Below are 24,163 nucleotides of genomic sequence, written 5' to 3'. Positions count from 1 at the left end.
GGGCCCACTGGGCCTGGAGCTGGAAGCAGGCCTGGAGCCGGATGCGGGCTTGGATGCGGGCCTGGGTTCGGACTCGTACCTGGGCCTGGGCCTGGGGCTGGGTGCGGATTCGGCCGCGCGGTTCAGCTGCGGCTCCGGCGAGCGCGCCGCCGACGGCGGCGGCGCGTGGACGGTCGAGGCCCGCCCGGCGGTCGCACCGGCCGCTCGGACGCGTGCCCGGCCGCCCGCCCAGACGTTCGCCCGGACGAGCGCGCCGACATGCGCGCGGACGCCTGCCCGGACGGTCGTCCGGATGTCCGCGCCGACGGGCGCGCCAATGTGCGTGCCGACGTCCGTGCCGACGTCCGTCTGGATGTCCGTCCGGCGGTCAGGGTCGGTGAGGGGCCCTTCGTCCGGCGCGCGAGACGGGGGGCCGGGCAGCGGGTATGAGGCAATAGGGTTGGGACGCCTGAATCTCCCCGGCGCCGGACACGGCGGGGGAGGTATGCCCATCGCTCCGCCGTACCGAGGCGGTGCCGCGCCGAGGAGTCAACTGCCGTGTCGGACCCGATGCGCCCGCCCGTCTCCCCCCGCCCTCGATCGGCGTCGCCGCGCTCCGGCCCCTCCAGTCCCCGCGCCTCGCTCCGTACCGCCGTGGTCTGGGACGTCCTGAAGGACGCGCTCGACCGCCGGGTCAAGGCCACGGGCCGGGAGTCGCTGGACGTGCTCGACACCGGGGGCGGCAGCGGCAACTTCGCGGTGCCCGTGGCCCGGCTCGGCCACCGCGTCACCGTCGTGGACCCCAGCCCGAACGCGCTGTTCGCGCTGGAGCGCCGGGCGGCCGAGGCCGACGTCGCCGACCGTGTCCAGGGCGTTCAGGGCGACGCCCACGGCCTCTTCGACGTCGTCGAGCGGGGCGGCTACGACGCGGTGCTGTGCCACGGCGTCCTTGAGTACATGGACGACCCCGCCGAGGGTCTGCGCAACGCCGTCGGCGCGCTGCGCCCCGACGGCGTCCTCAGCCTGCTCGCCGCCGGACTCGGCGGAGCCGTGCTCGCGCGGGCCCTCGCCGGGCACTTCACGGAGGCCCGCCAGGCCCTGAGTGACCCGGACGGCCGCTGGGGCGAGGGTGATCCTGTTCCGCACCGCTTCACGGCCGATCAGCTCACCGCTCTGGTCGAGGGCGCGGGCCTGGCCGTGGGCGCGGTGCACGGTGTGCGGGTCTTCGCGGACCTGGTCCCCGGGGTCCTCGTGGACACCCAGCCGGGGGCCCTGGACGCCCTGCTGAAACTGGAGACCGCAGCCGCCGAACTCGCCGCGTTCCACTCTGTTGCCACGCAGCTTCATGTGCTCGGTGAGACGCGGGAGTCGGCTGAGGGGTGAGCTGCCACCCGCGTCGCACCGCTGATCAGGGGCGCGACAGCAGATGGAGTACGCCACAGGCCCCCCGATCGGGCGCTCGGAGCCGTATGATCGGGGGAGACCGTCCGGCATGACGGGCCGGTCGCTGGGGAATCTACGCCTCAGTGGATCGGAAAGCCATGGCGGGTTCCGGTTGGCGAATTGGCGCAGAGGGGCGGGTTTCACGGGGGCGATTCCCTGCCTATCCTGAAGGGGACCCCCGGTCGTCGCCCCGGCGACTGCACGATGAGGAGGACGCCGTGCCGCTCTCGGAGCACGAGCAGCGAATGCTCGAGCAGATGGAGCGAGCGCTGTACGCCGAAGATCCCAAGTTCGCGACAGCGCTTGAGGGAAGCGGGCTGCGTACGTACACCCGGCGACGGGTCTACCAGGCGGTCGCCGGCTTCCTCGTAGGTATCGCGCTCCTCATGGCCGGAATGGTCGCACAGCAGATCTGGGTCAGCGTGGTGGGTTTTCTCGTCATGCTGGGCTGCGCGGTGCTCGCCGTCACCGGTTGGCGCAAGGCCCCCAAGCCGGGTGAACAGCCCGCAGCGGGTGCGCCGGGTGCTCCGCAGGCCCGTCGTCAGGGTCGGCAGCGGCGCTCCATGATGGACCGCATCGAACAGCGCTGGCAGCGGCGCCGTGACGAGCAGGGCGGCCAGTAACCCACAGGGTTCCGGCCGGACAGACGCACGCAAGAAGGGGCGACCACCGCCGAGGTGGCCGCCCCTTCAGCGCGCCCGCCTTCAGCCCGCCTGCCCTCGGCTTCAGTGCGCCTGCCCTTGGCTTCAGCGCGCCCGCCCTCGGCGCGTCCGGCCGCCACGGGGTGGGCCGCCGCGGCCGGGCGGGAGCCGAGACCGGCCGAGGACGCGGCTGCGTGACGGGGTGGCTGCGCGGCTGCGTGGCGGCGATTCAAAGTCGGCCCAGTGCCAAGCCCGCCCAGCGTGGAGCCGTACGACGAAGAGGGGGTGCCGACCCGCGGTCCGGGTCGGCACCCCCTCTTCGCTGCCTCGGCGGCAGCCGGTCAGCCTCCGCTGCTGCCCTGTCCCGACGGCCGTCGGATCAGGGCCGTCCAGCGGGTCGCCACACGGTACTTCAGCGCGTGCCACCTCTCGGAGGCCGCCCACACCACCCGGACGGCCGAGCGCGGTGCGAGCAGTGCGCGCAGGCGCGTGCCCCGGCTGGCGGTGGCCCGCAGGCCCTGGGTCATCCGGCGGACGTCGGCGCCCAGTCCCGGGGCCGGCCGGGGGCTCGGCGCGTACAGCACCTGCTCCACCGCGTCGGCGATCCGGTGGACGGAGGCCGCGGCCTCCGGCTCCAGCTGCCCGACGCGGACGATCCGCGCCGCCGCCTTGCGCGGTGTCTGCGACTCGTCGGGCGGGATACCGAAGTCCCACGCCGTGTCACTGACCTCCCGCCAGGCCTCCAGCGCGACGGCCGCGGTACGGGCGTCGCCCCGGCCGTGCGATTCGAGCCGGACGTCCCGTACTCCGTCGCCACCGGCGTCCTGCCCGGCCGCAGACCCGGAGCCCCCGGTGTCCGTCGTGATCCAGTTGTGCGAACCGAGCCGCACCGACCGGGTCCGCATCCGCCACAGCATCGGCAGCAGCGGCAGCGTGCCCACGGCGAGTCCGCCCGCGAGCCAGAGGAGCAGGGACAGCCACCACGGCGGATCGTCGTTCGTCGCGCCGAACGCCGCCTGTGGGGAGTCGCTGGCGCAGGGCTGCTCCAGCTTCTTCTCGGCCGCCGTGCACTCCTCGCTGCCCGAAGGAGCGGTGGAGGGCGCCGTGGACGAGGAACGCGAGGGCGCGTCCGGGTCGGGGACCGTCGCGCCGGGCGTGTCCGTGCGGGTGTACTCGGGGACCGAGCCCCGGTTCGGTGTCGGCTCGAAGCGGGTCCAGCCCACGCCCTCGAAGTACAGCTCGGGCCAGGCGTGCGCGTCCCGCAGCCCCACCGACATCGTGCCGTCCGACTTGGGCGAACCGGGCGTGAAGCCCACCGCGACCCGCGCCGGAATGCCCAGCGTGCGGGCCATGGAGGCCATCGCGAAGGAGAAGTGGACGCAGAAGCCCTCCTTGTCCCTGAGGAAGCGGGCTATCGCCTGCGACCCGCTGCCGACCTTCACCTCCGTGTCGTACGTGAAGCCGCCCTCCAGGGCGAACCAGTCCTGCAGCTTCACCGCGCGCTCGTAGTCGTTGGACGAGTCCGCCGTGATCTCCCGTGCCGTCGCGGCCACCACCGGCGGCAGCGAGTTCGGCACCTTGGTGAACTCGCGCTTCAGGACCTCCGGCGCCTCGGGCGCGTTCGCGAGCTGATCCGCGGTCGGCTGCACGATCAGGCTCTTGACCGTGTACTCCTGGCCGCGGGTCGTCTGGCCGTGGTCGCCGACGAGCGTGCGGCCCACGGGCTCGAACCGCCACTTGCCGTTGATGTCGATCTGGCTGGCCGGGTAGGGCAGCGGAAGCCAGTCCTGCGCGTACCAGTCGGCCGCCGAGATCCTCGTCTGCACCTCGGTGCGCTGGACGTCGTCACTGAGACCGGGCGGCGTCGGGAACGACCCCGGCACGTCCTCGACGTGCCGCTTGGCCGGCTTCCACGCCGTGCCGTCGAACTCGTCGAGCGAGACTATGCGCAGATAGAGGTTCTGCGTCTCCTCGGAGTTGGTGCGGTAGGACATGACCTCACGGTCCTCGTCCACGTTCAGGCTGTCGCTGAGCGAGACCAGCGGGTTCACCGCGGAGATCGTGTTGCCCCCGCCGGAACCCGCGGCGACGCCCGTACGGGCGGCGTCCAGCAGTCCGCCGTCGAGCGCGGGCAGGGCGAGCGGAACGACCAGTGCGACACCGAGCGCGACGGCGCCGATGCGCCGTCCCGTCCGGACGGGCGCGGTCGCGCCGCCCGAGGGATCTCCGCCCGGTGTGCGGGGCCCGCCGCCGAAGACGCGCCCCCACTGCGAGAGCCGGTCACGCCCCTCGGCGAGCAGCAGCACCAGATAGCCGGTGGCCGCCAGCAGGAACCAGATCCATCCGGCGCCGCCGTCCGCGAGGCCCGCGGCGACGGAGTACAGCGCGAGCAGCGGCAGTCCGGCGGGGGCGGCGCTGCGGAACGTCACCGCGAGCGCGTCCACCGCGAGTCCGATCACCACGACCCCGCCGACCATCATCAGACGGATGCCGTCGGAGAGCGGAGCCGGGATCGAGTACCTGCTGACGTCGTCCGCGCCCGCCTGCAGCAGTTCACCGAAGTAACGGAAGACGTCGGGGCCGGGCAGCAGCCCGGCGACGGCGTGCTCCCGGGCGAACGACAGCGTCAGCAGCATCAGGGTCACCAGCGCCTGCACCGCGATCGTCAGCGGCCGTGCGAGCGGTACCCGCCGGGCCGCCGCGCCCACCCCGGTCTGCACCGCGACCAGGAACGCCGCCTGGAGGAACCAGGACGCCGGATCGACCAGCGGCAGCAGGGCGCAGGACGCCATCAGGGTCGCCGCCGCGGCGCACAGCGCCAGTCGCGCGCGCCCGCTCATGAGCCACCGCCTCCTGCCGTGCTGCCCGTGGACGCGACCCCGTTGCGCTGTCGGTCCGCCTCCCGCCACAGGTCGGCCAGGCCGACGCCCGGTGGGACGGCCACAGCGGTCCAGCCCGCCTCACGCAGCATCCGAAGCCGCTCCTCGCCCTGTTCGTCGGGGGCGCCCCGCACCCATGCCCCGCTGTCCAGCAGGAAGGCGATCGCCCCGCCGCTGCGCTGGCGCATCTTGGCGAGCACCGACGCCTGTTCCTCGTCCAGGTCGCCGAGGAAGGCCACCAGAAGTCCTTCGTTGCCACCACGCAGCACTTCGTACGCCCGGGACAGGCCCGTACCGTCGGAGTGGTCGATCACCGCGAGGGTGTCCATCATCAGCCCGGCCGCGTCCGCCGACTCCTGGCTGGCCCCGGCGAACCCGTCGGCGCCCTCGCCGGGCACCGAGGTGCCGGTGTCGGTCAGGAGACGTACGGAAAAGCCCCGTTCGAGCATGTGCACCAGCGTCGACGCGGTGCCCGAGACGGCCCATTCGAAGGCCGAGTCGGGGCCCGCCCCGTCGAAGGCGATGCCCCGGGTGTCGAGGAGCACCGTGCAGCGGGACCGCTGCGGCTGCTCCTCGCGGCGCACCATCAGCTCGCCGTACCGCGCGGTCAGCCGCCAGTGGACCCTGCGCAGGTCGTCGCCGTAGCGGTACCCGCGCGGGATCACGTCGTCCTCGCCCGCCAGCGCGAGCGAGCGCTGCCGCCCGTCGCCGTACCCCTTCGCCTCGCCGGTCAGCCGGACCGGCGGCAGGGGCTCCACGCGCGGGACGACGGTGAGGGTGTCGTACGTCGAGAAGGAGCGGGTCAGCTCGCACATGCCGAAGGGGTCGCTGAGCCGCAGCTGCAACGGGCCCAGCGGGTAGCGCCCGCGCAGGTCCGAACGCACGCGGTACGACACCTCGCGCCGGCCGACCGCCTCGACCCGGTCCAGTACGAACCGGGGCCGCGGCCCCAGCACGTACGGCACCCGGTCCTGGAGCATCAGCAGACCGGTGGGCAGCCGCGAGACGTTGTCCATCCGCAGATGGACACGTGCCTCCGAGCCGGCCGGCACCCGCGCGGGGGAGAGCCGGCGGCTGCCGGCGACCCGGTAGCGCGTGCGGTACAGCACGGCCGTGCAGATCAGCGGCAGGACGGCGAGCAGGAGTCCGACCCGGAGCAGATCGCTCTGCCCCAGGACGTACGCACAGATGGCGGCCGCGATGCCGGCGGCCAGGAACGACCGCCCGCGCGTGGTGAGCCCGGCGAGAGCCGTGCGCATCCCGCCCTGGTCCTCCTCGGCCGACGCCGCGGGCATCCCCCCGCCGGTCATCACAGCCTCCGGGGCGGCTGCTGGCCGAAGGCGGACGTGCCCCGGCCCATCGCCGGGCCGCCCGGCGCCTGGGGCGCCGAGGGCACGGCCGTGCGCTGGAGGATCTCCAGGACGACCTGCTCGGCCGTACGACGGTTCAACTGCGCCTGGGCGGTGGGCAGCAGCCGGTGTGCCAGGACCGCCACGGCCAGCGCCTGCACGTCGTCCGGCAGTGCGTAGTCCCGGCCGCTGAGAGCGGCGGAAGCCTTCGCGGCGCGCAGCAGATGCAGCGTTGCGCGCGGCGAGGCGCCGAGTCTCAGATCCGGGTGGCTGCGCGTGGCACCGACCAGGTCGACCGCGTACCGGCGGACCGGGTCGGCGACGTGGACCGTGCGGACCGCGTCGATGAGCTTCAGGATCTCGTGCGCGTGCGCCACCGGCTGCAGGTCGTCCAGCGGGGAGGCCCCGCCGTGGATGTCGAGCATCTGCAGCTCGGCCTCCGCGCTGGGATAGCCGATGGAGACCCGGGCCATGAAACGGTCCCGCTGCGCCTCCGGCAGGGGATAGGTGCCCTCCATCTCGACCGGGTTCTGCGTGGCCACCACCATGAAGGGGCTGGGCAGCTCGTAGGTGTGCCCGTCGATGGTGACCTGGCGCTCCTCCATGGACTCCAGGAGCGCCGACTGGGTCTTGGGCGACGCGCGGTTGATCTCGTCGCCGATCACGATCTGCGCGAAGATCGCCCCCGGTTTGAACTCGAACTCCCTGTTCTGCTGGTCCCAGATGGACACCCCTGTGATGTCCGAGGGCAGCAGGTCGGGCGTGAACTGAATACGTCGCACCGAGCAGTCGATGGACCGCGCCAGTGCCTTGGCCAGCATGGTCTTGCCGACGCCGGGGACATCCTCGATGAGCAGATGTCCCTCGGCGAGCAGCACGGTCAGCGAAAGCCGTACGACCTCAGGCTTGCCCTCGATCACTTCCTCCACCGAACTGCGGACTCTCTCCACAGTGGCGGTCAGATCTGTGAGGCTCGCTCGATCGTCATAGGTCGTCACCCGGCCCTCCTCGGCCCGTTCTTTCTCCGGGCCGACACGCTGTGATGCGAACCGGCCCACCCCGAACACGGACGCCACGCTTGAAAAGTTCCGCGCGACGCCACACACGCATTCTTGTTGCCGTTACCGGTTCGTGTCATCCGCCTGTGGATAACTGGCCGTGATATGTCGGGTCTTGCGCTTTATGGCCGGGTCCAACTGGCGTCAGGTGGGGTCTATCTCACTCAGGAGGCCCGTCTTCACGTCGAACACGAAACCACGTACGTCGTCGGAGTGCAGAAGGAACGGGGAGGTCCGCACGCGCTGCATGGACTGCCGGACGTCCTGTTCGACGTCGCGGAACGCCTCGACCGCCCATGCCGGGCGCTGGCCGACCTCCATCTCCAGGTCGTGGCGGAACTCCTCGGTGAGGGACTCCAGGCCGCAGCCGGTGTGATGGATGAGTACGACGCTGCGGGTGCCGAGCGCGCGCTGGCTGATGGTGAGCGAGCGGATCACGTCGTCGGTGACGACGCCGCCCGCGTTGCGGATGGTGTGACAGTCGCCGAGCTCGAGGCCGAGCGCGTCGTGCAGGTCGAGACGGGCGTCCATGCAGGCCACGACCGCGACGCGCAGGACCGGCCGGGCGTCCATGCCCGGGTCGGTGAACGCGGCGGCGTACCGCTCGTTGGCGTCGACGAGGCGGTCCGTGACGGTGCCGGGGCGGGACGTGGCGGCCTCGGGCTCGGTGGGAACGGATGCGGAAGTCGTCATACCTATGACGGTAAGGGGCACGTGCTGTTCGGGCCCGCTGTGAGAGGGGACAAAGAACATCAATGAGCGTTGTTGTGAGGTAACCCACAAGGGTGGACCGAGTGCACCCGTTCGGGTGGAAAACACCGGGTTTTCGCTTGATCGCGGGGGAGAGTCGCGACGCGCAGGCCGGTTCATTGACCGCGAGACACCGTGGACTAAAGTGACGCGAAGCGGGAGGCGAGCTGTCCTCCCTGCTGGACTGCTAAACCCCGGAGGCCCGGCGACATGCCGGGATCTCCTCGCGTGCGCGGCGCGTACGTACGGCTCGGCCTCCTCCCGCTCCCGGTCGGCTGACGCTTCCGGCGCCGGCAGGCCTTCCCTTCGGCAAGCCGAGGGGTGTCTCCCGTGACGACCACGGGCGGGCGGGGACCCGGCGGTGCGTACCGGCCGCGCGGACCTGAGAGGGCCCCTTGAGCCAGAGTCGACATGTCCCGGTGATGCTCCAGCGGTGTCTGGACATGCTGGCCCCCGCACTGGAGGCACCGGGAGCCGTCGTCGTCGACTGCACCCTCGGCCTCGGCGGCCACAGCGAGGCCCTGCTCGCCCGCTTCCCCGAGGCCCGTCTGGTCGCCCTCGACCGCGACAAGGAGGCACTGCGCCTCTCCGGGGAACGGCTCGCGCCCTTCGGCGACCGGGCCGAGCTGGTGCACGCGGTCTACGACGAACTCCCCGACGTGCTCGACCGCCTGGGCCTCACGAGCGTCCAGGGCGTCCTCTTCGACCTGGGCGTCTCCTCCATGCAGCTCGACGAGGCGGACCGCGGCTTCGCCTACGCCCAGGACGCGCCGCTCGACATGCGCATGGACCAGACGACCGGCATCGGCGCGGCCGAGGTGCTCAACACCTACGCGCCCGGCGAACTCGTACGGATCCTGCGGGCGTACGGCGAGGAGAAGCAGGCCAAGCGGATCGTGTCCGCGGTCGTCCGCGAGCGCGACAAGGAGCCGTTCACCAACAGCGCGCGGCTCGTCGAGCTGATCCGCGACTCCCTGCCGCAGGCGGCCAAGCGCACCGGCGGCAACCCCGCCAAGCGCACCTTCCAGGCGCTGCGCATCGAGGTCAACGGCGAACTCACCGTCCTGGAGAGGGCGATCCCCGCCGCCGTGAAGGCCCTCGCCGTCGGCGGCAGGATCGCCGTGCTGTCGTACCACTCCCTGGAGGACCGGCTGGTGAAGCAGGTGCTCGCGGCGGGCGCCGCCAACACCGCGCCGCCCGGACTGCCGGTCGTCCCCGAGCGCTACCAGCCCCGGCTCAAGCTCCTCACGCGCGGTGCCGAACTCCCCACCGAGGAAGAGGTCGCGGAGAACCGGCGGGCCGCTCCCGCGCGGCTGCGCGGGGCGCAGCGCATCAGGGAGGACGCCGAGTGACGGAAGGGTGCGTGAGTTGGACGACCGAACTCACCGGGCACTGGGGCCGGAAATCCGGACCCACCGGCCAGGAACCCGAACTCACCTGGAGGGTGAGTGAATAAGAAACCCGAACTGAGGGGGAGAGCGGCCCGGCTCGCGCGGCTCTTCCCGACCGGCTCCGGACAGGCCGCCCGTACCCCCTTCGTCCTCCTGGTCGTGCTGCTGCTCGGCGGCGGTCTCATCGGGCTCCTGGTGCTGAACTCCGCCCTCAGCGAGGGATCGTTCCAGCTCGACGACCTCCAGAAGGACACCAAGAGCCTCACCGACGAGGAACAGGCGCTCCAGCGGGACGTGGACGCCTACTCCGCCCCCGACGCCCTTCAGCGCCGCGCCCGTGAACTCGGCATGGTGCCCGGCGGCGACCCGGCCTTCCTCAACCCCGACGGCACCGTCCGCGGTGTCCCCAGCGCGGCCGCCGAGCAGTCGTCCGTGCGCGTGCCCGTGATCCGGCCGCCCGAGGCGCTCGACCCGGAACCGGCCGCGACGTCCCCGGAGCCCACCCCGACGGCCACCGGGACCCCGGCACCCACCGGGGCGCCGGAGCCGGCCACGGAGAGCGCCGCGCAGCCCACGCCGACCTCTACGATTCCCGGCAGGTGACGGAAGTGTCCGACAGGGAACCCCCGCGCCGCAGGGTGCCCGCGCCCGCCCGGTCCTCGAAACCCGGCGGGTCCGCCCGCCCCGCCAAACCCGGCAGCCAGCGCCGCCCCGGCCCCGGCGCCCGGCCCGTCCGCCGCCCCGCGCCGCCCCGCACGAAGACGCCGCGCGTCATCCGGCTGGGCAGCCCCCGGCCGCGGCTGCGCCTGGTCAGCCTCGCCCTGGCCCTCGTACTGATCGCCTTCGTCGTACGGCTCCTCCAGGTGCAGGCGGTCGACGCGAGCGAGTACACCGCCAAGGCCGAGAAGAACCGGTACCTCAGCCGCACCCTGGCCGCCGCGCGCGGCGGGATCACCGACCGCAACGGCGTCGACCTGGCGATCAGCGTGGACGCCAACGACATCACCGCCGACCCCACGCTCTTCACCAGGAAGGCGACGAAGACCGGTGACGCCCCCGAGCAGGCCGCCGCCCTGCTCGGCCCGATCCTCGGCAAGGACACCGACGAACTCGCCGGCAAGCTCCGGACGGAGAAGACCCGCTACGTAGTGCTCGCCCGCCGTCAGACCCCCCAGGTCTGGACGCAGATCAAGGACCTGAAGAGCACCCTCGCCGAGAAGGCCGGCGAAGGCGGTCCCGCGAACATCCTGGCGGGCGTCCTCCAGGAACCCAGCAGCAAGCGGGTCTACCCGAACGGCGAACTCGGCGCCGGGATACTGGGCTGGGTCAACGCCGACGGCAAGGGCGGCGGCGGTATCGAGCAGCAGCTCAACGGAGACCTGTCCGGCAAGGACGGCGAGATCCGCTACGCCCAGTCCGGCGGACGGCAGGTACCGACCGCCGGTTCCACCGAGAAGCCCGCGGTGGCCGGTTCCGAGGTGGAGCTGACGATCGACCGCGACATCCAGTGGGCCGCGCAGCACGCCATCGCCGAGCAGGTCGAGAAGTCCAAGGCGGACCGCGGGTACGTCATAGTGCAGGACAACAGGACCGGCGAGATCCTCGCGATGGCGAACTCGCCCGGCTTCGACCCGAACGACCTGTCCAGGGCCGACGGGGGAGCCCTGCACAACTGGGGCCTGGAGGACGCGTACGAGCCCGGCTCCACCGCCAAGGTGATGTCGATGGCCGCCGTCCTGGAGGAGGGCGCCGCGACCCCCGCCACGCATGTCACCGTGCCCAACCGGCTGCACCGCGGCGACCGGCTCTTCAAGGACGACATCGACCACCCGACCTGGTACCTGACGCTCAACGGCGTCCTCGCCAAGTCCAGCAACATCGGCACCATCCTGGCCACCGGACAGCTCGGCAAGACCCAGGAGGCGGCCAACAAGGTCCTCTACTCGTACCTGCGCAAGTTCGGCATCGGCGGATACACCGGTCTGGACTTCCCCGGCGAGACGAAGGGCATCCTCGCCCCCGCCGACCAGTGGTCGACCTCCCAGCAGTACACGATTCCTTTCGGCCAGGGCGTGTCCGTCAACGCGATGCAGGCGGCCTCGGTCTACTCGACGATCGCCAACGGCGGCGTACGCGTGGAGCCGACACTCGTCCGCGGCACGAAGGGCGCCGACGGGCAGTTCACCCCGGCCGCCGAGGCCAAGAAGACACGAGTCGTCAGCGAGAAGACCGCGAAGACCCTGGCGCACATGCTGGAGTCCGTCGTGGACGACGAGGAGGGCACCGGCGCCAAGGCGCGTATCCCCGGTTACCGCGTGGCGGGCAAGACCGGCACGGCCAACCGTGTGGATCCGGCCACCGGCCGCTACCGCGGTTACACCTCGTCCTTCGCGGGCTTCGCACCCGCCGACAACCCCCGCGTCACCGTGTACTGCGCCATCCAGAACGCCACCAAGGGCAGCTACTTCGGCGGCCAGATCTGCGGACCCGTCTACAAGGAGGTCCTGGAATTCGCACTGAAGACCCTCCAGGTACCGCCCACCGGGGACAGCGCCGACAGACTTCCCGTCACCTTCACGCCCTGACCGACGCCGGCACGCCTTCGCCGGCCCCCCTCGGCACCGCCCGGAACACCCCGTGCACCGCCCGGAACACCGACCAGGAACAAGCTCGTGACAACGATCACTCCCGACCCAGGCAACGACGGCCCGCCGCCCGTTCCGCCACGCACCTCGCTTCGCTCCGGCGGGGGTGTGCCCGGTACGCTCACCGCCGTGCCACACGCTGATCAGTCCCAAACCACCCAGAAGGGCGTCCCTGTGACATATCCGGGGCCGCCGCGACCGGTTCAGAACCCCGCCACACCCCTCGCGGAGCTCACCGGTCAGCTGGGTGCGGACCACCCAGAGAGCGCCGCGGCCGACGCCGGGGTCACGGGCATCACCCATGACTCCCGCGCCGTCCGCCCGGGCGACGTCTACGCCGCGCTGCCCGGCGCCCGGATGCACGGCGCCGACTTCGTGACACAGGCCGCCGGCCTCGGCGCCGTCGCCGTGCTGACCGACCCGACGGGAGCCGACCGGGCCCGCGCCACCGGCCTGCCGGTCCTCGTCGTGGACGACCCGCGCGGCTCGATGGGCGAGCTGGCCGCCTCCATCTACGGCCACCCCGGCCGCGACCTGCTGCAGATCGGCATCACCGGCACGTCCGGCAAGACCACCACGGCGTACCTCGTCGAGGGCGGTCTCAAGGGCGTCCGCAGCACCGGGCTGATCGGCACCGTCGAGATGCGCATCGGTGACGAGCGCATCAAGTCGGAGCGCACCACCCCCGAGGCCACCGACCTCCAGGCGCTGTTCGCGGTCATGCGCGAACGCGGCGTCGAGGCGGTCGTCATGGAGGTCTCCAGCCACGCCCTGGTCCTCGGCCGGGTCGACGGCTGCGTCTTCGACATCGCGGTCTTCAACAACCTCAGCCCGGAACACATGGAGTTCCACTCGGGCATGGAGGACTACTTCCAGGCCAAGGCGCAGCTGTTCACGCCGGAGCGCAGCAGGCTCGGCGTGGTCAACCTCGACGACGAATACGGCCGCAGGCTCGTCAAGGAGGCCGGCGTCCCCGTGGTGACGTTCTCCGCGGAAGGGCACCCCGACGCCGACTGGCGCGCCGAGGACGTCCGGGTCGGCCCGATGGACTCGGTCTTCGTCGCGATCGGCCCCAAGGGCGAGCGGATCACCGCCAGGTCGCCGCTCGCGGGCACCTTCAACGTGGCCAACACGCTCGCCGCGATCGTCGCCCTCGCCACCGCCGGGATCGACCCGCAGACCGCCGCCGACGGCATCGCCGCCGTACCGGGCGTGCCCGGCCGCCTGGAGCGCGTGGACGCCGGACAGCCGTACCTCGCGGTCGTCGACTACGCGCACAAGACGGACGCCGTCGAATCCGTCCTGAAGGCCCTGCGCAAGGTCACCGAGGGCAGACTGCACATCGTCCTCGGCTGCGGCGGCGACCGGGACAAGACCAAGCGGATGCCGATGGGCGCCGCCGCGGTCCGGCTCTCCGACACCGCCACACTGACCTCGGACAACCCCCGCGGCGAGGACCCCCTCGCCATCCTCGCCACGATGCTCGCGGGCGCCGCGGAGGTGCCGGCGCACGAGCGCGGAGAGGTCCAGGTCTTCGAGGACCGGGCCGCCGCGATCGCCGCGGCCGTCGCCCGCGCACAGCCGGGCGACACCGTGCTGATCGCGGGCAAGGGCCATGAACAGGGCCAGGACATCGCCGGGGTGATCCGTCCCTTCGACGACCGCCAGGTGCTCCGCGCAGCTATCCAGAAGACCCAGGGATGAACTTGTGATCGCCCTCTCTCTCGCCGAGATCGCCTCAGTCGTCGGCGGGCAGACCCACGACATACCGGATACGTCGGTCCAGGTCACCGGACAGGTCGTCAGGGACTCCCGGGAAGCCGGGCCAGGCAGTCTCTTCGTCGCCTTCGCGGGCGAGCACGTGGACGGCCACGACTTCGCCGCCGCCGTCGTCGAGGCGGGCGCCGCGGCCGTCCTGGCCACCCGGCCCGTCGGGGTGCCCGCCATCGTCGTGGACGACGTCCAGCGGGCGCTGGGCGCCCTCGCCCGCCACGTCGTGGAGCGGCTCGGCGCGACGCTGGTCGCGCTCACCGGCTCCGCGGGCAAGACCAGCACCAAGGACCTGATCGCCCAGGTGCTGCGGACCAAGGCGCCGACGGTCTTCACGCCCGGCTCGCTCAACAACGAGATCGGACTGCCGCTCACCGCGCTCAGCGCCACCGGGGAAACACGTTTCCTCGTCCTGGAGATGGGCGCCCGCGGGATCGGCCACATCCGCTACCTCGCGGATCTGACGCCCCCGAAGATCGGCCTCGTCCTCAACGTCGGCACCGCCCACATCGGCGAGTTCGGCGGCCGCGAGCAGATCGCACAGGCCAAGGGCGAGTTGGTGGAGAGCCTGCCCCCCGCCGAAGAGGGCGGCGTCGCCGTCCTGAACGCCGACGACCCCCTCGTACGGGCCATGGCCTCGCGTACGAAAGCACGCGTGCTCCTCTTCGGAGAGTCCGGCGAAGCGGACGTACGGGCCGAGAACGTGCGGCTCACCGGGAACGGACAGCCCTCGTTCAGCCTTCACACACCCACCGGGTGCAGCGAAGTGACCATGCGCCTGTACGGTGAGCACCACGTGTCGAACGCGCTCGCCGCCGCCGCCGTCGCCCATGAGCTGGGCATGTCCGCAGACGAGATCGCCACCGCGCTCTCCGAGGCGGGCTCCCTCTCCCGTTGGCGGATGGAGGTCACCGAGCGCCCGGACGGCGTGACTATCGTCAACGACGCCTACAACGCGAACCCCGAGTCCATGCGAGCCGCCCTGCGGGCGCTCGCGGCCATGGGCAAGGGGCGGCGGACCTGGGCGGTGCTCGGTCAGATGGCCGAGCTCGGGGACGAGGCGCTCGCCGAGCACGACGCGGTCGGACGGCTCGCCGTCCGGCTCAACGTCAGCAAGCTCGTCGCGGTCGGGGGCAGGGAAGCGTCCTGGCTGCAACTGGGCGCATATAACGAGGGTTCGTGGGGTGAGGAGTCGGTGCACGTGTCCGACGCACAGTCGGCGGTCGACCTGTTGCGCAGTCAGCTGCGCCCGGGAGACGTCGTACTCGTGAAGGCGTCCCGGTCGGTCGGTCTCGAACGGGTCGCGCAGGCGCTCGTCGAGGGCACCGAGGGTGAGGTCGCCGTCCGATGATGAATCAGATCCTGTTCGCGGGAGTCATCGGTCTCTTCCTGACCCTGATCGGTACTCCGTTGCTGATCAAGCTGCTGGCCCGCAAGGGCTACGGCCAGTACATCCGTGACGACGGCCCGCGCGAGCACCACGCCAAGCGCGGTACGCCGACCATGGGCGGTATCGCCTTCATCCTGGCCACCCTGCTGGCGTACTTCCTCAGCAAGGTGATCACGGGGAAGCCGCCGACCTTCTCGGGACTGCTGGTGCTCGGCCTGATGACGGGCATGGGCGTGGTCGGCTTCCTGGACGACTACATCAAGATCGTCAAGCGGCGTTCGCTGGGCCTGCGGGCCAAGGCGAAGATGGCCGGCCAGCTGATCGTCGGCATCGGCTTCGCGGTCCTCGCCCTGCAGTTCGCGGACAACCGCAACAACACCCCGGCCTCCACCAGACTCTCCTTCGTGCAGGACTTCGGCTGGTCCATCGGCCCGGTGCTGTTCGTGGCCTGGGCGCTGTTCATGATCCTCGCGATGTCGAACGGCGTGAACCTGACGGACGGTCTGGACGGCCTCGCCACCGGCGCCGCGACCATGGTGTTCGGCGCCTACACGTTCATCGGCGTCTGGCAGTTCCAGGAGTCCTGCGCCAACGCGCAGACCCTCACCAACCCGGGCGCCTGCTACGAGGTACGAGACCCACTGGACCTCGCGGTCGTCGCCGCCGCCCTCATGGGCTCCTGCTTCGGCTTCCTGTGGTGGAACACCTCGCCCGCCAAGATCTTCATGGGGGACACCGGTTCCCTGGCGCTCGGCGGCGCGCTCGCCGGCCTCGCGATCTGCTCCCGCACGGAGATCCTGGTCGCTCTGCTCGGCGGCCTCTTCGTCCTCATCACCATGTCGGTGGTCATCCAGGTCGGCTCCTTCAAGCTGACCGGCAAACGCGTCTTCCGGATGGCACCGCTGCAGCACCACTTCGAACTCAAGGGGTGGTCCGAAGTCCTTGTGGTGGTCCGCTTCTGGATCATCCAGGGCATGTGCGTCATCGTCGGACTCGGCCTCTTCTACGCGGGATGGGCAGCCAAGAAGTGACCACCGCTTCCGCCTGGCAGGGCATGAACATCACCGTCGCCGGTCTCGGCGTGAGCGGCATCAGCGCCGCCCGCGCCCTGGCCGGCCTCGGCGCGTCGGTCACGGTCGTCGACGGCGGCGACTCCCCGGCGCACCGGGAGCGGGCCGTCCCCCTCGAACAGCAGGGCATCGCGGTACGCCTCGCGGACGCCGACACGCTGCCCGAGGGCACCGACCTGGTGGTCACCTCGCCCGGCTGGAAGCCCGGCAGCCCCCTCTTCCTGGCCGCCGAACAGGCGGGCGTGGACGTCGTGGGCGACGTCGAGATCGCCTGGCGCCTGCGCGGCCACGACGGCCGCAAGGCCGCCCCCTGGCTGGCCGTCACCGGCACCAACGGCAAGACCACCACGACCCGGATGCTCGCCTCGATCCTGGCCGCCGCGGGCCTGCGTACGGCCGCGGTGGGCAACATCGGCACGCCGATCGTCGACGTGGTGCTGGGCACAGACGAGGAGTACGCCGATCTCGACGTGCTCGCCGTCGAACTGTCCAGCTATCAGCTGCACTGGGCGCCCTCGCTGCGCGCCCACTCCGCGGCCGTCCTGAACCTCGCACCCGACCACCTCGACTGGCACGGCTCCATGGAGGCGTACGCCGCCGACAAGGGCCGCGTCTACGAGGGCAATCAGGTGGCCTGTGTCTACAACGTGGCCGACAAGGCCACCGAGGACCTGGTGCGCGCGGCGGACGTCGAGGAGGGCTGCCGGGCCGTCGGCTTCACGCTCGGCACCCCGGGACCCTCCCAACTCGGCGTCGTCGACGGCATCCTGGTCGACCGCGCCTTCGTCGACGACCGGCACAAGCAGGCCCAGGAACTCGCGGAGATCGCGGACGTCGACCCGCCCGCCCCGCACAACATCGCCAACGCCCTCGCGGCGGCGGCCCTGGCCCGCGCCTTCGGAGTGCCCCCCAAGGCCGTCAGGGACGGCCTGAGGGCCTTCCGGCCCGACGCCCACCGCATCGAGCACGTGGCCGACGTGGACGGCGTCGCGTACGTCGACGACTCCAAGGCCACCAACACGCATGCCGCACAAGCCTCGTTGGCCGCGTACGAGTCGATCGTGTGGATCGCGGGCGGCCTCGCCAAGGGCGCGACCTTCGAAGAACTCGTCGTCCGGTCCGCGAAGCGGCTGCGGGGCGTCGTGCTGTTCGGCGCGGACCGGGCCCTCATCCGTGAAGCCCTCGCGCGACACGCGCCCGAGGTACCGGTGGTCGACCTCGACCGGACCGACACTGGTGCGATGCCCGCGGCGGTCCAGGAGGCGGCACGACTCGCCCGCGCCGGCGACACGGTGCTCCTGGCACCGGCCTGCGCTTCCATGGACATGTTCGCCAACTACAACCAGCGCGGTGACATGTTCGCGGAAGCGGTCCGCGAACTCGGCGCCGCGGGCGCCTGACGGCAGGCCCCCGGGCCGGCCCGGGCGCCCGGGATCCTTGGGAGCGACACGTGACGCCATCGTGGTCGGTGGACCGACAGCCCTCTGCCGCCGGCGCCGCGCCGTGCGGCCCCGCCCGCGGTCCCGCACCCACACGCCCTCCCGTCCCGAGAGGAGCCCGTCGTGCCCACTAGCCGTACAGGGCGTCCTCCCGTCCAGCGGGCCCCCCGGCGGCCCCCGGCCCCCCGCCCGCCGCGAGACAACCCCGTAGGGCGCCTCTACGGCCGCGCACGCCGTGCCTGGGACCGCCCGCTGACCGCGTACTACCTGATCCTCGGCGGCAGCCTGCTGATCACCGTGCTCGGCCTGGTGATGGTGTACTCCGCCTCCCAGATCACCGCGCTCCAGCTGTCGCTGCCGGGAAGCTACTTCTTCCGCAAGCAGTTCCTCGCGGCCGTGCTCGGCGGCCTGTTGCTGCTCGCCGCCTCCCGGATGCCCTCCAAGCTGCACCGGGCGCTCGCGTACCCGATGCTGCTCGGCTCGGTCTTCCTGATGATCCTCGTCCAGGTGCCGGGGATAGGAGTCGCGGTCAACGGCAACCAGAACTGGATCTCGGTCGGCGGCCCCTTCCAGCTCCAGCCCAGCGAGTTCGGCAAGCTCGCCCTCGTCCTGTGGGGGGCCGACCTGCTCGCCCGCAAGCAGGAGAAGCGGCTGCTGACCCAGTGGAAGCACATGCTGGTGCCGCTCGTGCCGGTGGCCTTCATGCTGCTCGGGCTGATCATGCTCGGCGGCGACATGGGCACGGCGATCATCCTCACCGCGATCCTCTTCGGCCTGCTGTGGCTCGCGGGAGCGCCCACCCGGCTCTTCGGCGGCGTCCTCGCCATCGCGCTGACCCTCGGCTTCATCCTCATCAGGACCAGCCCCAACCGCATGGCACGCCTCGCCTGCCTCGGCGCCACCGAACCGGGTCCGGGCGATTCCTGCTGGCAGGCGGTGCACGGGATCTACGCCCTCGCGTCCGGCGGCCTCTTCGGCTCGGGCCTGGGGGCGAGTGTGGAGAAATGGGGTCAACTCCCCGAGGCCCACACCGACTTCATCTTCGCCATCACAGGTGAGGAACTCGGTCTGGCGGGCACTCTGTCGGTACTCGCACTCTTCGCGGCTCTAGGCTATGCGGGTATCCGCGTGGCCGGACGCACGGAGGACCCCTTCGTGAGGTACGCCGCGGGTGGCGTGACCACCTGGATCACGGCTCAGGCCGTGATCAACATCGGTGCGGTGCTCGGTCTGCTGCCGATCGCCGGAGTCCCGCTCCCGCTGTTCTCCTACGGGGGTTCCGCCCTGTTGCCGACCATGTTCGCCATCGGGCTCCTGATCGCCTTCGCGCGTGAGGATCCCGCTGCGCGGACGGCACTCGCGATGCGGCAACCCCGCTTTGGCAGAAAGCGGGCTGCGGTGAGAGGCTCCGCTGTCCGGGGGCCTCGGAAGTGGAACACGATGCGACGGCGTGCCTCGGCGCGTTCGTCCGGAGAGCGGTGAATTTCGGTGCATGTCGTACTCGCCGGTGGGGGGACCGCCGGCCACATCGAGCCCGCGCTCGCCCTCGCGGACGCCCTGCGCAGGCAGGACCCGACCGTGGGAATCACGGCCCTGGGCACGGAGCGCGGACTTGAGACCCGGCTGGTACCGGAACGGGGCTACGAACTCGGGCTGATCCCCGCGGTACCGCTGCCGCGCAAGCCCACCCCCGAGCTGATCACCGTCCCGGGACGGCTGCGCGGCACGATCAAGGCGGCCGAGCAGATCCTGGAACGCACCAAGGCGGACGCGGTCGTCGGCTTCGGCGGCTACGTCGCCCTGCCCGGCTATCTCGCGGCCAAGCGCCTCGGTGTCCCGATCATCGTCCACGAGGCCAACGCCAGGCCGGGACTCGCCAACAAGATCGGTTCCCGGTACGCGGCCCAGGTCGCCGTCTCCACCCCGGACAGCAAACTGCGCAACGCCCGCTACATCGGCATCCCGCTGCGCCGCTCCATCGCCACGCTGGACCGGGCCGCCGTGCGCCCCGAGGCCCGCGCCGCGTTCGGGCTCGACCCCTCCCTGCCGACGCTGCTGGTCTCCGGCGGCTCGCAGGGCGCCCGCCGCCTCAACCAGGTGATCGAGCAGACCGCCCCGTACCTCCAGCAGGCCGGTATCCAGATCCTGCACGCGGTCGGCCCGAAGAACGAACTGCCGCAGGTCCACCAGATGCCCGGGATGCCCCCGTACATCCCGGTACCGTACGTGGACCGGATGGACCTCGCGTACGCCGCGGCCGACATGATGCTCTGCCGCGCGGGTGCGATGACCGTCGCCGAACTCTCCGCCGTCGGGCTGCCCGCCGTCTACGTCCCGCTGCCCATCGGCAACGGCGAACAGCGGCTGAACGCCCAGCCGGTGGTCAAGGCCGGCGGCGGACTGCTGGTCGACGACGCGGAACTGACGCCGCATTGGATCCAGGGCAACGTCCTGCCCGTGCTCGCCGACCCGCACCGGCTGTTCGAGATGTCCCGCGCGGCCTCCGAGTTCGGCCGCAGGGACGCCGACGACCTGCTCGTCGGGATGGTGTACGAGGCGATCGCGTCACGCCGCTAGCGCGTGGCAGAAGGCAGGGGAGCGTGGCCGGACCGACCACCGCCGAACGTGGCGCACGGCAGGACCGACAGGATCCTGCCTCCGGCCCGCCCCGGCCGCCCCTTCTCAAGAGGCTGAAGAGGCCGCCGAGGCCTCGTACGCTCATTGTTGTGATGGTCTGTCTGGCCCTGCTCGCCGCGGGCGGGGTCTGGATCCTCTACGGCTCCCAGTGGACGCGCGTGGAGCGGGTATCGGCCACCGGGACGCGGGTCCTGACGGCCGGACAGGTCGTCGAGGCGGCCGACGTCCCGGTCGGATCGCCGTTGATTTCGGTCGACACCGATGAGATCGAGGCGGCACTGCTCCGGAAATTGCCCCGAATTGACTCGGTTGACGTCGTCCGTTCCTGGCCGCATGGAATCGGGCTGAAAGTAACTGAGCGTAGGCCGGTCCTGATTGTCGAAAAGGGCGGAAAGTTTGTCGAAGTGGACGCCAAGGGTGTGCGATATGCCACGGTTCCGCGGGCCCCGCAGGGCGTACCCGTACTGGAATTGACGGCGTCCCACTCGGCGGGCCTGCGCCGCTTCGGCACCGACCGGCTGGTGCGCGAGGCGGTGCTCGTGGCCAGTTCACTTCCGGCCGCGGTCGCCCGTGTCACCCAGGTCGTCAAGGTCCGTTCGTACGACTCCGTCACCCTGGAGTTGAGCGGCGACCGCACCGTCGACTGGGGCAGTGGTGAGAAGGGCCGCGCCAAGGCGCATACGCTCATTGCTCTCATGAAAGCCGCTCCAGGGGCGGGACACTTCGACGTGAGTGTTCCCACCGCCCCTGCGTCATCAGGGAGTTGACGCACATCTGCGCAGGCCAGCACCCTGGTTGGGCAGCGACATGGCTGATCACATAGGGTGAAAAGAAAAACGGGAGGTTCGGCGTGTTCGTTGAACGTGCGCCACTTGTCGACTTAGTGTCCTGTTCGGAAGAGTCCAGGGAACAGGCACACTGGTAACCCTAAACTTCAGCGTTAGGGTTCGGGTCGGCGTTCGGACCGTCCCATTCGGCATCAGTCGTCGGATCGCGACCGTGCGAGGCGACGACACGTAATCGAGGCGAGAGGCCTTCGACGTGGCAGCACCGCAGAACTACCTCGCAGTCATCAAAGTCATCGGTGTCGGCGGCGGTGGTGTCAATGCCATCAACCGGATGATCGAGGTCGGTCTCAAGGGTGTCGAGTTCATCGCCATCAACACGGACGCCCAGGCGCTGTTGATGAGCGACGCCGACGTCAAGCTCGACGTCGGCCGCGAACTCACCCGCGGACTAGGCGCCGGAGCCAATCCGGCCGTCGGCCGCAAGGCCGCGGAGGATCACCGCGAGGAGATCGAGGAGGTCCTCAAGGGGGCCGACATGGTCTTCGTGACAGCCGGCGAGGGTGGCGGCACCGGCACCGGCGGCGCGCCGGTGGTGGCCAACATCGCCCGCTCGCTCGGCGCACTCACCATCGGCGTGGTCACCCGCCCCTTCACCTTCGAGGGCAGGCGCCGCGCAAACCAGGCCGAGGACGGCATCGCGGAACTCCGCGAAGAGGTCGACACCCTCATCGTCATCCCCAACGACCGGCTGCTGTCCATCTCGGACCGCCAGGTCTCGGTCCTCGACGCGTTCAAGTCGGCGGACCAGGTCCTGCTCTCCGGTGTCCAGGGCATCACCGACCTCATCACCACCCCCGGTCTGATCAACCTCGACTTCGCCGACGTCAAGTCCGTGATGTCCGAGGCCGGTTCGGCCCTCATGGGTATCGGCTCGGCCCGCGGCGACGACCGCGCGGTGGCGGCTGCCGAGATGGCGATCTCCTCGCCGCTCCTCGAAGCCTCCATCGACGGGGCCCGGGGCGTACTGCTCTCGATCTCCGGCGGCTCCGACCTCGGTCTGTTCGAGATCAACGAGGCCGCCCAGCTGGTGAGCGAGGCCGCGCACCCCGAGGCCAACATCATCTTCGGCGCGGTCATCGACGACGCGCTCGGCGACGAGGTACGGGTCACCGTCATCGCGGCCGGCTTCGACGGCGGCCAGCCCCCGTCCAAGCGGGACACCGTGCTCGGCTCGTCCTCCGCCAAGCGCGACGAGCCCGTGCCGGCGCGGGCGGGCGACAGCCGCCCGTCCTTCGGCTCGCTCGGCAGCGTCACGCCCAAGGAGGCGCCGGAGCCCGCTCCGGAGCCGGCGAGCAACGAACTGCCGCCCGTCTCCCCGCCGGTCCCGCCGTCGCGGACGTACTCCGACAGCGCGGCGGAAGAGCTGGACGTGCCGGACTTCCTCAAGTGATAGGACGGCGCTCCTCGGTGAGCACCGTGAGCGGCGCGCACTTCGCCTTCACCGACAGGTGGGGCGGGGTGAGCGCCGTTCCGTATGGAGAGCTCAATCTCGGCGGGGCGGTCGGCGACGACCCCGGTTCCGTAGGGACCAACCGTGAACTGGCGGCCAAGTCGCTCGGCCTCGACCCCGCGCGGGTCGTCTGGATGAACCAGGTCCACGGACCCGACGTGGCCGTCGTCGACGAGCCCTGGGGCGAGCGCCCGGTGCCGGAGGTCGACGCCGTCGTCACCGCCCGCCGGGGCCTCGCCCTCGCCGTGCTCACCGCGGACTGCACCCCCGTGCTCCTTGCCGACCCCGTCGCCGGGGTCGTGGCCGCCGCCCACGCGGGACGGCCGGGCATGGTCGCCGGGGTCGTACCCGCCGCGGTCGGTGCCATGGTGGAACTCGGCGCCGAACCGGCCCGGATCGTCGCCCGCACCGGCCCCGCGGTCTGCGGCCGGTGCTACGAGGTGCCGGACGCGATGCGGGCCGAGGTCGCGGCCGCCGAGCCCGCGGCGTACGCCGAGACCACGTGGGGCACTCCGGCGGTCGACGTGACCGCGGGGGTGCACGCGCAGCTGGAGCGGCTCGGGGTGCGCGACCGGGAGCAGTCGCCGGTCTGCACGATCGAGTCGGACGACCATTTCTCGTACCGGCGGGACGGCCTCACCGGCCGGCTCGCGGGCTATGTGTGGCTGGACTGATCGGGAATGACGGACCGCAGGAGCGAACTCGCCGGGAATCTGGCGGACGTGGAGGAGCGTATCGCCGCCGCCTGTGCGGCGGCCGGACGCAAGCGTGAAGAGGTGACCCTGATCGTGGTCACCAAGACCTACCCCGCCGACGATGTGCGGATCCTGTCGGAACTCGGTGTGCGGCACGTCGCCGAGAACCGGGACCAGGACGCCGCGCCCAAGGCCGCGGCCTGTTCCGGGCTGCCCCTGTCCTGGCACTTCGTGGGCCAGCTGCAGACCAACAAGGTGCGTTCCGTGGTCGGTTACGCCGACGTCGTGCAGTCGGTCGACCGGGCCAGGCTCGTCACCGCCCTGTCCAAGGAAGCGGTGCGGACCGGGCGCGAGGTGGGCTGCCTCATCCAGGTTGCGCTCGACGCGGAGCAGTCCGCGGCGGGAAAGGGTGGACTGGGGGAGCGCGGTGGTGTATCGGCCGAAGGCGTCGAGGAGTTGGGCGAACTCGTCGCCCGGGCGCCGGGTCTGAGGCTCGACGGACTGATGACCGTCGCTCCGCTCACCGGCCCGTACGCCGGGCGTGAACAGGCGGCGTTCGAGCGCCTGATGGATTTGTCGACTGACCTGCGCCGCGCTCATCCGGCTGCCAACATGGTCTCGGCAGGGATGAGTGCGGACCTCGAACACGCGGTGACGGCCGGAGCGACACATGTACGCGTCGGCACCGCGGTACTCGGCGTCCGCCCCAGGCTCGGGTAACGTCGCCAA

Annotated in this window: 19 protein-coding genes; 15 read left to right on the top strand and 4 right to left on the bottom strand. The window is 71.3% G+C overall.

Annotation, left to right across the window (positions count from 1 at the left end):
• Window positions 1-537: 537 nt before the first annotated feature.
• Entirely contained in the window at window positions 538-1,362 is an 825-nt protein-coding gene (locus ACZ60E_RS24735) for a class I SAM-dependent methyltransferase (RefSeq protein WP_384809334.1), read from the top strand.
• 278 nt (window positions 1,363-1,640) lie between these two features.
• Complete coding sequence (locus ACZ60E_RS24730) at window positions 1,641-2,045, top strand: DUF3040 domain-containing protein (protein WP_189779038.1); 405 nt, start codon at window positions 1,641-1,643, stop codon at window positions 2,043-2,045.
• A 359-nt stretch (window positions 2,046-2,404) separates the two neighbouring features.
• Here ACZ60E_RS24730 and ACZ60E_RS24725 read toward each other — a convergent pair whose 3' ends face one another.
• The 4 genes from ACZ60E_RS24725 to ACZ60E_RS24710 form a co-directional block, all read right to left on the bottom strand.
• Complete coding sequence (locus tag ACZ60E_RS24725) at window positions 2,405-4,903, bottom strand: transglutaminase TgpA family protein (RefSeq protein WP_469443131.1); 2,499 nt, start codon at window positions 4,901-4,903, stop codon at window positions 2,405-2,407.
• On the bottom strand, window positions 4,900-6,252 hold the full coding sequence (locus tag ACZ60E_RS24720) for a DUF58 domain-containing protein (RefSeq protein WP_384809330.1): 1,353 nt from the start codon (window positions 6,250-6,252) through the stop codon (window positions 4,900-4,902). Before ACZ60E_RS24720 ends, ACZ60E_RS24725 begins: the two co-directional genes overlap by 4 nt.
• Window positions 6,252-7,289 (bottom strand): AAA family ATPase, encoded by a 1,038-nt coding sequence (locus ACZ60E_RS24715; RefSeq protein ID WP_384809328.1) that lies wholly within the window; start codon window positions 7,287-7,289, stop codon window positions 6,252-6,254. The genes ACZ60E_RS24720 and ACZ60E_RS24715 overlap by 1 nt, the downstream gene beginning before the upstream one ends.
• Before the next feature lie 204 nt (window positions 7,290-7,493).
• Window positions 7,494-8,042 (bottom strand): beta-class carbonic anhydrase, encoded by a 549-nt coding sequence (locus tag ACZ60E_RS24710; RefSeq protein WP_384809326.1) that lies wholly within the window; start codon window positions 8,040-8,042, stop codon window positions 7,494-7,496.
• Window positions 8,043-8,494: 452 nt separating this feature from the next.
• Here ACZ60E_RS24710 and rsmH point away from each other — a divergent pair, with 452 nt between their 5' ends.
• From rsmH to ACZ60E_RS24645, 13 genes are all read left to right on the top strand, one after another.
• Window positions 8,495-9,451 (top strand): 16S rRNA (cytosine(1402)-N(4))-methyltransferase RsmH, encoded by a 957-nt coding sequence (gene rsmH / locus ACZ60E_RS24705; protein WP_453794094.1) that lies wholly within the window; start codon window positions 8,495-8,497, stop codon window positions 9,449-9,451.
• A gap of 96 nt (window positions 9,452-9,547) precedes the next feature.
• Window positions 9,548-10,093, top strand: coding sequence for a cell division protein FtsL (ftsL, locus tag ACZ60E_RS24700; protein WP_469443128.1), 546 nt, complete (start codon window positions 9,548-9,550; stop codon window positions 10,091-10,093).
• 5 nt (window positions 10,094-10,098) lie between these two features.
• Window positions 10,099-12,075 carry a peptidoglycan D,D-transpeptidase FtsI family protein gene (locus tag ACZ60E_RS24695; RefSeq protein ID WP_469443167.1) on the top strand — a complete coding sequence of 659 codons (1,977 nt, stop codon included), beginning with the start codon at window positions 10,099-10,101 and terminating at the stop codon, window positions 12,073-12,075.
• 87 nt (window positions 12,076-12,162) lie between these two features.
• A complete protein-coding gene (locus ACZ60E_RS24690; RefSeq protein WP_469443125.1) occupies window positions 12,163-13,839 on the top strand; it encodes a UDP-N-acetylmuramoyl-L-alanyl-D-glutamate--2,6-diaminopimelate ligase in 1,677 nt (558 codons plus the stop codon).
• A gap of 4 nt (window positions 13,840-13,843) precedes the next feature.
• A complete protein-coding gene (locus tag ACZ60E_RS24685; protein WP_469443124.1) occupies window positions 13,844-15,256 on the top strand; it encodes a UDP-N-acetylmuramoyl-tripeptide--D-alanyl-D-alanine ligase in 1,413 nt (470 codons plus the stop codon).
• The gene (gene mraY / locus ACZ60E_RS24680) at window positions 15,256-16,326 is read left to right on the top strand and encodes a phospho-N-acetylmuramoyl-pentapeptide-transferase (RefSeq protein WP_384809417.1); all 1,071 of its coding nucleotides are present in this window, start codon (window positions 15,256-15,258) and stop codon (window positions 16,324-16,326) included. The genes ACZ60E_RS24685 and mraY overlap by 1 nt, the downstream gene beginning before the upstream one ends.
• The gene (gene murD / locus ACZ60E_RS24675; protein ID WP_469443123.1) at window positions 16,308-17,765 is read left to right on the top strand and encodes a UDP-N-acetylmuramoyl-L-alanine--D-glutamate ligase; all 1,458 of its coding nucleotides are present in this window, start codon (window positions 16,308-16,310) and stop codon (window positions 17,763-17,765) included. Before mraY ends, murD begins: the two co-directional genes overlap by 19 nt.
• Window positions 17,766-17,927: 162 nt before the next feature.
• Complete coding sequence (gene ftsW / locus ACZ60E_RS24670) at window positions 17,928-19,286, top strand: putative lipid II flippase FtsW (RefSeq protein ID WP_384809314.1); 1,359 nt, start codon at window positions 17,928-17,930, stop codon at window positions 19,284-19,286.
• A 6-nt stretch (window positions 19,287-19,292) separates the two neighbouring features.
• The gene (murG, locus tag ACZ60E_RS24665) at window positions 19,293-20,381 is read left to right on the top strand and encodes an undecaprenyldiphospho-muramoylpentapeptide beta-N-acetylglucosaminyltransferase (RefSeq protein ID WP_384809312.1); all 1,089 of its coding nucleotides are present in this window, start codon (window positions 19,293-19,295) and stop codon (window positions 20,379-20,381) included.
• A 23-nt stretch (window positions 20,382-20,404) separates the two neighbouring features.
• On the top strand, window positions 20,405-21,208 hold the full coding sequence (locus ACZ60E_RS24660; RefSeq protein ID WP_469443120.1) for a cell division protein FtsQ/DivIB: 804 nt from the start codon (window positions 20,405-20,407) through the stop codon (window positions 21,206-21,208).
• A 274-nt stretch (window positions 21,209-21,482) separates the two neighbouring features.
• Window positions 21,483-22,679: a cell division protein FtsZ gene (gene ftsZ / locus ACZ60E_RS24655; protein WP_384809308.1), complete on the top strand. Its 1,197-nt coding sequence runs from the start codon at window positions 21,483-21,485 to the stop codon at window positions 22,677-22,679.
• The gene (gene pgeF / locus ACZ60E_RS24650) at window positions 22,676-23,413 is read left to right on the top strand and encodes a peptidoglycan editing factor PgeF (RefSeq protein ID WP_469443119.1); all 738 of its coding nucleotides are present in this window, start codon (window positions 22,676-22,678) and stop codon (window positions 23,411-23,413) included. The genes ftsZ and pgeF overlap by 4 nt, the downstream gene beginning before the upstream one ends.
• A gap of 6 nt (window positions 23,414-23,419) precedes the next feature.
• Window positions 23,420-24,154 carry a YggS family pyridoxal phosphate-dependent enzyme gene (locus ACZ60E_RS24645; protein ID WP_469443117.1) on the top strand — a complete coding sequence of 245 codons (735 nt, stop codon included), beginning with the start codon at window positions 23,420-23,422 and terminating at the stop codon, window positions 24,152-24,154.
• Window positions 24,155-24,163 lie beyond the last annotated feature (9 nt).

The organism is Streptomyces sp. NPDC102514, from assembly GCF_055584525.1.
The sequence above is the reverse complement of the archived record's forward strand: the minus strand, read 5'-3'. Positions and strand labels throughout refer to the sequence as shown.

Bases quoted from the DNA above. Each gene is read 5' to 3' on its own strand.
- ACZ60E_RS24720 (WP_384809330.1), bottom strand. From the start codon at position 6,252: ATGACCGGCGGGGGGATGCCCGCGGCGTCGGCCGAGGAGGACCAGGGC.
- ACZ60E_RS24710 (WP_384809326.1), bottom strand. From the start codon at position 8,042: ATGACGACTTCCGCATCCGTTCCCACCGAGCCCGAGGCCGCCACGTCC.
- mraY (WP_384809417.1), top strand. From the start codon at position 15,256: ATGAATCAGATCCTGTTCGCGGGAGTCATCGGTCTCTTCCTGACCCTG.
- ACZ60E_RS24725 (WP_469443131.1), bottom strand. From the start codon at position 4,903: ATGAGCGGGCGCGCGCGACTGGCGCTGTGCGCCGCGGCGGCGACCCTG.
- ACZ60E_RS24645 (WP_469443117.1), top strand. From the start codon at position 23,420: ATGACGGACCGCAGGAGCGAACTCGCCGGGAATCTGGCGGACGTGGAG.
- murD (WP_469443123.1), top strand. From the start codon at position 16,308: ATGGGCAGCCAAGAAGTGACCACCGCTTCCGCCTGGCAGGGCATGAAC.